The organism is Micromonospora haikouensis (assembly GCF_000876225.1).
Classification (GTDB): domain Bacteria; phylum Actinomycetota; class Actinomycetes; order Mycobacteriales; family Micromonosporaceae; genus Micromonospora; species Micromonospora haikouensis.
This window is the reverse complement of the sequence record NZ_JXSX01000001.1, coordinates 3,989,271-4,001,181: the sequence shown is the minus strand read 5'-3', so window position 1 is coordinate 4,001,181 and position 11,911 is coordinate 3,989,271. Positions and strand designations below refer to the sequence as shown.

The 11,911-nt window shown below is 74.6% G+C and carries 4 protein-coding genes; all 4 read right to left on the bottom strand.

The window, feature by feature from the left end; translation table 11 throughout:
- Nucleotides 1-14: 14 nt before the first annotated feature.
- The 4 genes from TK50_RS16255 to TK50_RS35445 all read right to left on the bottom strand — a co-directional run bounded on the left by TK50_RS16255 (nt 15) and on the right by TK50_RS35445 (nt 11,883).
- Nucleotides 15-320, bottom strand: coding sequence for a hypothetical protein (locus TK50_RS16255; protein WP_043963498.1), 306 nt, complete (start codon nt 318-320; stop codon nt 15-17).
- A gap of 96 nt (nt 321-416) precedes the next feature.
- On the bottom strand, nt 417-4,385 hold the full coding sequence (locus TK50_RS32975) for a bifunctional SDR family oxidoreductase/pyridoxal phosphate-dependent aminotransferase family protein (protein ID WP_043963497.1): 3,969 nt from the start codon (nt 4,383-4,385) through the stop codon (nt 417-419).
- Entirely contained in the window at nt 4,382-5,503 is a 1,122-nt protein-coding gene (locus tag TK50_RS16245; RefSeq protein WP_043963496.1) for a DNA alkylation repair protein, read from the bottom strand. The genes TK50_RS32975 and TK50_RS16245 overlap by 4 nt, the downstream gene beginning before the upstream one ends.
- Nucleotides 5,500-11,883: a type I polyketide synthase gene (locus tag TK50_RS35445; protein ID WP_043963495.1), complete on the bottom strand. Its 6,384-nt coding sequence runs from the start codon at nt 11,881-11,883 to the stop codon at nt 5,500-5,502. The genes TK50_RS16245 and TK50_RS35445 overlap by 4 nt, the downstream gene beginning before the upstream one ends.
- Between the last annotated feature and the right edge of the window lie 28 nt (nt 11,884-11,911).

The window sequence follows — 11,911 nt, the reverse complement described above, 5'->3', positions numbered from 1 at the left end:
GGGAGGGCGACCGGTTACGCGGCGACGGCCGCCTGGGTCCGGGTCTGTCCGGTCACCTCGGCGACGCGCCGCAGGTAGTGCTCCCGCTCCTCGGCCGGGGTGTGCTTGGTCCGGAACGTGGAGTCGAGCCAGGCGAGGACCTGGTCCACCTCGGCGGGGCCGAGCGGCCGGTCGCCCAGCTCCTTCTCGAACTCGCGGATGCGGGCCGTGGGCGCGAGCACGCCCTCGGCATAGCCGGACTCGTCCGGGTTGTGGTTGCGGGTGCAGGCGATGGCCTTCAGGACGGCACCGAAGAACGCCCTGCTGTCGATGTCGCTCACTGTGGTCTCCTCTCGACGGGGTTTCTTCCGCCGGCCGCCCGCTGCGGGCGGCCGGCTACACGGGTGGTGTCGCGACCGGAACGCTCCCGGCTGCCCTCAGGCGATGAGCCCGACCCGCCGGCCGGCGTCGGCGAAGACGGCGACGGCGTGGTCGAGGTCGTCGACGGAGTGGCTGAGGTTGACGATGGTCCGCAGGCGCGGCAGCGCCTTGGGCACGGTGGGATAGACGATGGGTTGGACGAAGATGCCCTCGTGCTGGCAGAGCCGGGCCATCTCCTGGGCCTGGCCGGCGCTGGCGCAGATGATCGGCACCACGGGCGTCACGCTGCCGAGGGTGTCGAAGCCGAGGGCGCGCAGCTGCGCGCGGTACCGGTCGGTGCGGGCCCGCAGCTCGCCGGTGAGGTGCGGGGCCGCCTCCATGACCTCGACGGCCGCCCGCGCGGCGGCCACCTGCATCGGGGTGCCGGCGGCGGAGAACATCCAGCCCCGGGCGTTGTTCTTCAGCGCGAAGATCAGGTCGCTGGAGCCCGCCACGTAGCCGCCGGTGCTCGGCACCGTCTTGGACAGGGTGCCCATCTTCACCGCGATCCGGGCCGGGTCGATGCCGAAGTGCTCGGTGATGCCCCGGCCGGTGGCGCCCAGCACGCCGAGGCTGTGCGCCTCGTCGACCATCAGCGGGGCGTCGTGGCGCTCGCAGAGCTCCAGGATGCCGGGCAGGTCGGCGACGTCGCCGTCCATGCTGAACACCGCGTCGGTGACGACCAGCTTGCCGGCGTCGCCCGCCCGGCGCAGGGCCCGCTCCAGGTCGGCCAGGTCGTTGTGGGCGTACGTGATGACGGTCGCGCCGGACAGCCGGTAGCCGTCGAGGATGCTCGCGTGGTTGTAGACGTCGCCGATGACCACGTCGCCCGGCCCGACCAGCGCGCCGACCGTCGCCACGTTGGCCATGTAGCCGCTGGTGTAGACGATGGCGTCCTCGGCGCCGACGAACCGCGCGATCGCCAGCTCCAACTCGCGGTGCAGGTGCAGGGTGCCGGCGAGCAGCCGGACCCCGTGCGCGCCGGTGCCGTGCCGTTCCAGGGCGCGCTGCGCCTGGTGGTTGATGTAGTCGTGGCCGATGAGCCCCAGGTAGCTGTAGGAGGCGAAGTTGAGGAACCACCGGCCGTCGAACTTGATCCAGGCGCCCTTGGACTCCTCGATGACCGGCTCGTAGAAGTAGTCGTCCCGCGCGATGACGAGCCGGTCGTCCACCGACAGCGCGTCGATGCGCCGGTCGAGGAACGTGCCGTCGGGGCGGTCGGCGAGCCGGCCGGGCAGGGTGCGGCGGGGAACCGCCCCGCCGAGGGGGGCGGCGACGCCCGGCGGACCGGCGGGCCGGGGCGCGGCGGGCGGGGGCCCGGCCGGGGCCGGGCGGGGGCCGGCGGCGGGGGCGGGCACGGGCCGCCCGTTCGCCGCCGCCGGGGGCTGCGCGGCGGCGGGCCGCCCGTTCGCCGCCGGAGGCCGTCCGTTCGCCGCCGGCTCGGCGGGACGCTCGGCCGGGCGGCGCACGACGGCGTCGCCGTCGCCGTCGCGGAACCGGTCCCAGTCCGGGACGAACCGGTGCGCCGCCGGCCCGCCCGACCCGACGGCCGCGGGCGACGCGGCCGCCACCGGGGGTACGGCGACGGGCGCGGGCGGCCCGGCGGGGCCGGCCGTCGGGGGCGCGACGGGCGACACGGGCGTGGCCGTGACGGCGGCGCGCGGGAGCCCCTCCAGGTGCCGCAGCAGCGCGCCGACGCCGGGGTGGTCGAAGAAGGTGGCCGGGTCGATCTCGACGCCCGCTCCGGCCAGCGCGGCGGAGACCTCGACCGCCATCATCGAGTCCAGCCCCAGGTCCAGCAGGTTGTCCTCGGGCGACACCTCGGCGACGTGCAGGGTCCGCTTCAGGATCGCCGACAGCTCCGGCCACAGCCGGGTGTCGGGAGAGGTCACAGGGGTCGTCATCTCGTCGTCCTTCGGGGTGTCGACTGCGGACAGGACGTAGTTGCCGGGCGGCAGCCCGAGGGTGTGCCGCAGGAGCGCGACGCCGTCGTCGGCGTGCAGCGCCGGGATGCCACGCGCCGCCGCCGCGTCGGCGACCCGCTCCCCCATGCCGACGGCCCACAGGCCCCAGCCGAGGCTGTACCAGGCCTCCCCTTCCGCCCGGCGGCGGGCGGCGTAGCCGTCGAGGTAGGCGTTGGCGCAGGCGTACGAGCTCTGGCCGAGGTTGCCGTGCGTCGCCGAGATCGAGGAGAACAGCACCACGTACCCGGGGCGCGCCCGCGCGCCGAACGCCGCGTCGAGCGCGTGCACCCCGCCGATCTTCGGGGCGAACACCTCGTCGACGCGCTCGGGCGACAGGCTGCGCGCCAGCCCGTCGCGCAGGACGCCGGCGGCGTGGAAGACGCCGTCGAACGGCTCCGCGTCGGCCAGCGCCTCCGGCAGGTCGCGCACGTCGGCGGCGAGGACCCGCAGGTCGCAGGCGGCGGCGAGCTTGTCCAACCGGTCCCGCGCCGGCCCCTGCGTCGGCACCGTCCGGCCCACCAGCGTGAGGTGGGCGCAGCCCGCGCCGGCCAGGGACTCCGCCACGTGCAGGCCGATGCCGCCCAGCCCGCCGGTGATCAGGAACCGGCCGCCGACCGCCCGGCCCGCCGGCTCGCCCGGGGTGGCGTCGACCGCCGGGTGCGCCGGGGCGTACCAGGTGCCGTCGCGCCAGGCCAGCTCCGCCTCGCCGTGGCGTACCTCGTCGAGCGTCGGCGGGGGCGTGGCACCGCCGAGGCCGAGGTCGACCAGGCGTACGCGGACCTGCGGGTGCTCGATGCGCAGGGTGCGCGCCAGCCCCCACAGCGCGGTCTGCACCGGCTCGACCGGCTCCTCGCCGGTGACCTGATGGGCGGCGTTGGTGACGATCGTGAGCGCCGGCATCGGCGGCTGCGCGGCGAGCCGCCGGACCAGGGTGAACACGCCCCGCAGGACGGCGGCGGCCTCGTCGGCGTCGCGCACCCCGCGCGGCGCGACGTAGACCACCTCGGCCGGCGGGGTCTGTGCGCGCGCCCGGTCGACGTGCTCGTCGTGCAGGTCCGTCGGGTCGAGCAGCACGGGCCCGTCGTCGGGCGACCCGGCGGACAGCTCGCGCGACACCAGCCAGGTGTGGCCGCCGGTCGGCTCCGGCTCCGGGGTCGGGGTGACCGGCTGCCAGGCCACGGCGGTGACCGACCCGGCGGGGACCGGCCGGTGCCGGGCCGGCGCCCCCGCCGGGCGGTCGGATCCGCCGGCCCGCCCCGGCGCCTTCAGGATGATCCCGTCCAGTTCGAGCAGCACCTCGCCCTGCTGGTTGCAGACGGTGGCCCGCCCGCGCACCGCGCCGCCGGACGCGCCCTGCGGGTCGGTGCGCTCGACCAGCGCCAGGACGGTGCCGGTGACCCGCCGCCGGACGGTGACCCGCCCCACGTACCAGGGCAGGCACCCCCCGGCGGTGCCGTCGTCGAGCATCCCGAGGCACTGGAAGACGCTGTCGAGCAGCGCCGGGGGGACGAGGTGCGGGTCGGTCAGCCCCCCGGACGCGCGGAGCAGGGCCAGCATCCGGCCCGGCCCCCGGTGGGCGGCGCGGATGGCGTGGAAGGTCGGGCCGTACTCGATGCCGCTGCCCCGCCGCCAGTCGGCGACGGCGGCCAGCGGCACCTCGTCGACGCAGCCGGCGCGCAGCTGGGCCACGTCCAGGTAGTGCGGGGGCGGCAGCGCGGAGCGGGTGGCCCGGGCGCGGCTGTGCGGCGTCGGGCTGGACGCGCCCGGCTCCCACGAGCCGAGCGCGCACTCCCCGTCGTCGGTCAGCGTGGTCTCGACCTCGACGGTCGTGCCGGGCGGCACCCGCAGCGGCGCGAGGAACGCGACCTGTTCCAGGCTCCAGCTCCCGCCGGGCCGCGCCGCGTCGCAGGCGGTGAGCATGGCGTCGACCTGCGCCGCCGCGGCCAGCACGGGCGTCCCGCCGATCCGGTGGTCGCGCAGCACCGGGTCGTCGGCGGTCAGCGGGTTCCGGTGGGCGCTCACAGCCGCAGGTCGAATCTGTCGGTGGCCAGGACCTGGCCGTTGACCTGGATGTCGACGAGGTGCTCGCCGGGGTAGTAGCGCCGGGTGGAGACCTCCCGCACCGGGTGGGACTTCTCCACCGTCCGGCGCTCCCCGGGGGCCAGCTCGAGGGTGGTGAGCTTGAAGACCTTCGGGATGCTCTGGCCGTTCTTGCGCACGTGGTGCACGACGTAGTCGACGGCGACGGTGTGCCGGCGGCTGTCGGTGTTCTCGACGTCGAGTCGGATGAGGGTCGACTCGCCGAGGGTCAACGACCGGGGCGACAGCCGCATCGACGGCACGCGGATGTGCTCGCCGCCGGTGACGCCGACGATCGCGAGCGCCTCCTGGTTGCCCTTCTTGACCAGGGTGCGCAGCGCGTGCCGGACGATCCAGGCGGTCTCCGGCGTCGGGCTCTCCTGCTGCCAGCGCAGCGCGGTGGCCAACGCGACGTCGGGCGCGTCCTTGGAGATGTCGTTGAGGTTGTTCGCCACGGACTTGCGGACGTACTCCGACGGGTCGCTGCGCAGCGGTTCGAGGATCTCCAGGACGGGCTGCGGGTCCTTGACGAACATGGTGAGCGTGCGTGCCCAGGGCAGGCGGGGACGGGTGCCCTCGCTGGCCATGCGGCGCACGTTGTGGCTGGGGTCGCGCGCCCAGTCGGCCATCCGCTTCATCGTCAGGTCGTAGTGCTGCTCGATGTACGGGCGGATGGCGTACTCGGCGGTGTGCCGCTTGGTGATCTCGACGAGGGCGTCGAGGGACACCTCCGGGTGGTCCAGGCCGTACTCCTCGACGAACCGGGCCACCGGCATGAGGTACCAGCTGACGTTGAACATCCCCTCCCCCTCGGCGAGCTCGTCGCCGAGGATCGACACGAGGATGCGCACGCTCTCGGGGTAGTCCTGTGGGAGCCGGCTGCGCAGCCCCTCCGCCAGGACGAGGACGCGGTCCTTCAGCTCCTTTCCGGGGATCCGCCGTTCGACCTCGACGGCGTAGTCCTCGACGTCGAACTCCGGGTGGACCTCGCGGATCTTCCCGCCGATGAGGCGGGCGGCGTCACCGTTGAAGTGGCGCTTGAGTCCGTATTCGCCAGTCATTGCATCCGGTCCTTCACGACAGAGATTCCCTCAGCGGGCGGGTAGAGGTGGATCTTAGGTTTGCGTGTTTCCTCCCTCAAGGAAGCGGGACGGCTCGTCGCGACGATTCTCGACTCGTCTCGTCCATTGGGGACCCAGTACGTCCGGCGTTCGAAGGGGTAGGTGGGAATGGTCGTCGTGCGGTGCCCCTTACCGGCGTGCACCCCCACCCAATCCACCTCACCCAGGCCACGGCTGTAGAACTCCGCCACCGCCGCATGCACCTGCGCCTGATCCGACTTCTCCCGACGCAACGTCGACAACCACACCAACCCCGGATCCGGCAACACCTGCCGACCCAACCCCGTCAACACCGGATGCGCACCGATCTCCCAGAACACCCCACCACCAGCCGCACCCACCAACCCCAACGCCTCACCAAACAACACCGGCCGACGAATCCCCCCACCCCACAACCCACCATCCGCCACAGATTCCTGGTCATGCCACCGGCCGGTGACCGACGACGCAAAACCGATCCGCGGCGCCGACACCACCACCCGCGACACCGCCTCCGCAAACGGCCCCACCGCCCCCGCCATCGCCTCCGAATGAAACGCATGACTCACCACCAACCGCTGACACCGCAAACCAGAGTCGACGCAGAACGCATCCACCACATCAGCCGGCCCCGACACCGTCACACTCCGCGGCCCATTCCACGCCGCCACCTCCAACCCCGGGTAGCCGACCACCGCCGACCCCACGTCACCGGCATCAGCGAACACCGCCGCCATCGCCCCACCCGACGGCTGCTCCTGCATCAACGAGCCCCGCGCCACCGCCAACCCCAACACATCTCTCAGCTCAAACACCCCCGCCGCCCACGCGGCCGACAACTCACCCACCGAATGACCCACCACCAACCCCGGCCGAACCCCCCACGACTCCAACAACCGCACCAACCCCACCTGCACCGCAACAATCCCCACCTGCGCAAACCGCGTCTGCACCAACTCCTCACCCCGACCACCGAACAACAACTCCAGCAACGGCACACCCGCCGGCGACACCAGCTCCGCACACTCGTCCAACGCCGCCCGGAACACCGGCTCCACCCCATACAAACCCCGAGCCATCCCCGCATACTGCGAACCCTGACCCGAAAACATGAACACCGACACCGGCGCCGCATTCACCAACCGACCCACCGCACGATCACCCGCCGCCACCGCCGACAAACCCTCCACCACACCCGCGCCATCCACACCCGACACCGCCACCCGGAACCGATGCGACGCCCGACCCACATTCGCCGTGAACCCGAAATCGCCCACACCGTCACCGGCAACCCGCGACAACGCCCGCGCATAGTCACCCGCCAAACGCCGCACACCCTCCTCACTCGACGCCGACACCTTCACCACAAACGACTCCTGCGGAACCACCTCACGCCCAGCGACAACCGGCGGCTCCTCCAGAATCACGTGAGCATTCACCCCACCCATCCCGAACGCCGACACCGCACCCCGCCGCGGCGAACCCGTTGTCCGGGGCCATGCGACGACCTGGTCGGCCACGAAAAACGGCGACTCCTCGAACCGGATGTGATCATTCGGCCGCTGCACATGCAGCGTCGGCGGAATCTGCTCCCGCTCGAACGCCAACAACACCTTCACCACACCGGCAAGACCAGCAGCCGGCTCCAGATGACCGATGTTCGACTTCACCGAACCAATCGCACAGAACTGCGTCCGCGACGTGAACTCCCGCCACGCCCGCGTCAAACCCTCCACCTCAATCGGATCACCCAAACTCGTACCCGTCCCATGCGCCTCCACCAGACCGATCCCGTCCGGACCCACCCCCGCATCCCGCAACGCCGCCACGATGACGTCGCGTTGCCCGGCGGGGCTCGGGGCGGAGTAGCGGGTGGTCCGGCCGCCGTGGTTGACCGCCGCGCCCTTGATCAGGCCCCGGATCCGGTCGGCGTCCCGCTCGGCGTCGGCGCGGCGGCGCAGCACGACCGCGACCGCGCCCTCGCCGGGCACGAAGCCGTCGGCGTCGACGTCGAACGCGCGGCACCGGAAGGTGGGCGACAGGGCCCGCAGGTCCTGCATGGAGCGGAAGTACTCGGGGCTGATCGCGGCGTGCACGCCGCCGATGACCGCCGTGTCGATGTCGCCAGCCCGCAGGTGCTGCAGCGCCGTGTGCAGGGCCACCAGCGACGACGAGCACAGCGTGTTGACCACGACGCTGGGCCCGTGCCAGTCCATCAGGTACGACAGCCGGTTCGGGATCATCGCCTCCAGGCCGAGGCCACGCCCGTCGGGCACCCCGTGCCGGGACCGCTCCTCGTGGTAGTGGTCGTGGCTGTAGGCGATCCACAGGCCGATCCGGTTCTCCCGGTCGCCCCGCCCCATCCGGCCGGCGTCCTCCAGGGCCTCCCAGATGGTCTCGTACACGATGCGGGCCTGCGGGTCGATCAGCGGCGCCTCCCGGGCGGAGATCCGGAACGGCACGGGGTCGAACTCGTCGACCCGGTCCAGGAAGGACGCCTGCGGGACGGGGCCCTCCTCGGCGCGCTGCCAGCGGCCGTCGGGCAGGACGCGGACGGTGTCGCGCCCCTCGGCCAGCAGGGACCAGTACCCGTCGAGGTCGTCGGCGGTGGGCACCCGGATCGCGGCGCCGACGACGGCGATGTCGCGCCCGGTGTCCGTACGCTCGGCGGCCCGCGCGTGGTCGACGGCCTGGGGCGGGGTGGTGACCGGCGGCGGTCCGGCGGTCACGGCCGGCGGCGTCGCCGTGGCCGGCTCGGGGGCCTCGACCGACCGGGGGGCCTCGGCCGGCTCGGGGGGCGGGGCGCTGGCGGCGACCGGGGGCGGGGCGACGGGTGGCTCCGGGGGCGGATCGGGGGCGGTCGCCGGACCCGCCGGGCCCGCCGGCGGTGCCGCCAGCGAGGCGACGAAGTCGGGGGCCTCGTCGACGAGGTGCTGGGCGAAGCTGCGGGGCGTCGGATATTCGAAGAAGACGGTCGGATAGAGCGACAGGCCGTGTTCCCGGGACAGCCGGTCGCTCAGCCCGACCAGGCCGACGGAGTCGAAGCCGGCCGAGAGGAACTCGGTGTCGGCGTGCTCGGCGTCCGTGCCGGACAGGGCCAGGAACCAGGCGAGCGCCCGCGCGACGGGCGACGCCGACGCGACACCGCCGGGGAGCGCCGCCGGCTGCGGCACCGGGGGCGGTGCGGGGGCGGCGGCCGGAGCGACCGGTGCGGCCGGGGCCGCGGTGGGCTGCGCGGCCCCGGCCGGAGTGGGCCGCCCGGCCGGGACGGCCGGCGCCGGGGGTGCCGGAGGCCGGGCCGCCGCGACCGGGGCGGGCGCGACGGCGGTCGGGGCCGGGCCGGACTCGGCGGGGGCCGGCGGCTGGTCGCTGAACGCGAGCACGGGCACCCGCTTCGACGAGATGTCGCCGAAGGTCAGCAGGGGCACACCCCGCGCGTCGAGGACGACCTGGGTGACCCGGCACGCCTCCTCGTTCCAGAAGGAGACCTCGGTGCGGACGTAGGCGGCGTCGTCGAGCGGGCCGTGCACGCTCACCCGGTCCGCCGACAGCGGGATGAACGCGGACGCGTGCTCGGTGCCGAAGACGGGGTTGTCCGGGTCGATGGCGGCGATGGTGACGCTGTCCAGCAGGCCCGGGAAGAGCTGGACGTCCGGCGGGTTCAGCCCGCGCTGCCGGCCGCCCTCGATGCGGGCGAGCGTGCCCCCGCCCGCGAGCCCGGCCACCCAGGAGATGTTGCGGTAGTAGCGGCCGTGGTGGTAGCCGATGCGGCGCAGCCACCGGTAGACCGTGGAGCCGGCGTGCAGCCGCGAGCAGGCGGCGAGCAGCTCCGGCAGCGGCTCGGTGGCCGGGGCCGGGTCGGGCTGCGGGGCGTACCGGCCGGTGACGAAGGGCGTGCCGTCGGCGTCGGCGACGGTGAACCGGCCCTGCCCGTCGACCCGGCACCGCACGCGGTGCGCGCCGGTGGGGATCAGCGGCCGGTGGAACAGCACGTCCCGCACCCCGTGGAACGCGTCGCCGCGCAGCTGCGCGCCCTGGCGCAGGAAGTCGAACCAGGCGACGCCGGGCAGCATGATCCGGCGGTACACGGAGTGCTGGGCGATGGGCGTCTCGCCCGCCCCGAATACCCGGGAGAAGGCGTACCCGGCCGGGCCCTCGTCGGCGTCCAGGGTGGTCGGGCCGCCGGGCTCGGCGGAGCGCAGGGGCTCCCGCAGGTCCAGCGCGGGCCCCCGGGCCTGTGCGGCGGGCAGCAGTCGCTTGCGCCACCCGGCCGGCCCCTGGAACGTGGCCCAGTCGACGTCCGCGCCGGCCTCGTACAGTTCCGCCGCGACGGTGGCGAGCAGCGCGGCGACGTCGCGCTCGTCGGCGGCGTCGGCCAGGCGGGCGCACAGCTCCGGGCCGGCGTCGCCGTCGGTGCCGGCGGCTGGATCGGCGGCGGCCGGGTCGTCGGTGGTCGCGGCCGGGCCGGTCAGGACCACGCTCAGCGCCTGCTCCAGCGTGGTACGCCCGTGCGCGAAGTCGGCGATCGGCGCCCAGCCGGGCGGCAGGTCCACCGCCTGCTCGGGGACGCCGGTGTCGCGCAGCGCCACGGCCAGCACGACCCCGGCGCAGATCCGCAGCAGCGGGCCGGAGAACGTCGTCACGGGGCTGCCGACGGCGGCCTCGAACCGGCCGACGATCTCCCGTACCGCCGGCACGGATCCGGTGAGCGCGAGCAGCCAGGCCGGCGGGGCCGGCGCGGCGGCCGGGCGCACGGTGACGGCGGGCCGCCGCCGGGGGGTCTCGCCGAGCGGGGCGTCGGCGGCGAGCAGACGGGCCCGCAGGGCTGCGGCGAGGCTGGCGGCGTCGGTGCCGGCGACGGCGCACCGCGCGGCGCGGTGGGGGCGTCCGAGCCGGGCGGTGGCCAGCACGTCGGGGAGGTCGTCGGCGGTCGTCGGCAGGAACTCCAGCCACTGCGCGGCCAACTCGCGCAGGCCGTCCGGGCTGTCGGCGGACAGGGGCAGCACCTCGGCGGCGCGCTCGGCACCGGCCGGGGCGGCGGGCGTGCCGGCCGCCTCGGCGACGACGTGCGCGTTGGTGCCGCCGAAGCCGAAGCCGCTCACCGCGGCCCGGCGGGTCGGTGCCGCCGGCCAGGGCTCGGCGCGCGGCGGCAGGTGGAAGGGGCTGGCGTCCAGCCGCAGGCGCGGGTTGACGGCGGGCACCGGCACGCCGGGCACCACCCCGTCCCGCAGGCAGAGGACGATCTTGGCGAGCCCGGCCAGGCCGGACGCCGAGTGCAGGTGCCCGATGCGCCGCTTCAGGGAGCCCAGCGCGACGCTGCCCCGGGCGACGCCGTGCCGGCCGAACACCTCGGTGAGCGCCCGCACCTCGATCGGGTCGCCGATGGCGGTGCCGGTGCCGTGGGTCTCGACGTACTGGACGGTCGCGGGGTCGACCCGGTCGTAGACGCGGGTGAGCAGCTCGACCTGGGCCTCCAGGTTGGGGGTGGTCACCCCCATGGTGCGGCCGTCGTTGTTGACGCCGGTGCCGGTGATCGCCCCGAGGATCACGTCGCCGTCGGCGACGGCCGCCGCCATCGGCTTGAGCACCAGGGCGACGGCACCCTCCCCGGGGACGTACCCGTTGGCCTTCTCGTCGAAGGTCTGGCACAGCCCGTCCGGGGAGAGCGCGCCGGTGCGGGAGAGCAGCACGAACGTCAGCGGGTCGACCAGCAGGTCCACCGCGCCGACCACGGCGATCTCGCAGCTGCCGGCGGCGAGGCTCTGGCAGGCCAGCCAGACCGCCGTCAGCGACGACGAGCAGGCGGTGTCGACGACGAGGCTGGGGCCGGCGAGGTCGAGCCGGTCGGACAGCCACGCCGCGACGAAGTTCTGCGAGCGGCCCCAGAGGGCTGCCGGGACCGGCGGGCCGGCAACCGGGGCGCCGGCCCGGCCGGCGGGGGCGACGCCGCGGCCGTGGTCGAAGCCGTAGGAGTTCATCCGGGCGCCGACGAAGACGCCCGCGTCGAGCCGCCGCCGGGCGGCCAGGTATCCGGCGTCCTCCAGGGCGCGGGCCCCGACCTCCAGCATGACCCGCTGCTGCGGGTCGAGCAGGACGGCGTCAGCGGCGGTGAGCCCGAACGCCTCGTGGTCGAAGGAGAACGGGTCCTGCAGGAACGCTCCCCGGTGGTGGGTGCCCTGGTGGTCGCCTTCGCCGAGGTAGAGGTCGCGGGCCCAGCGGCTGGGCGGGACCTCGTCGACCTCGACCGAGTCGTGGGTCAGCATCCACCGCAGGTCGGTCACGTCCTCGGCGCCGGGAAGCCGTACGGCCATGCCGATCACCGCGATCCGATTGTCCGTCATGGTCGCGTCGCTCCTTCCGTCCCGCTCG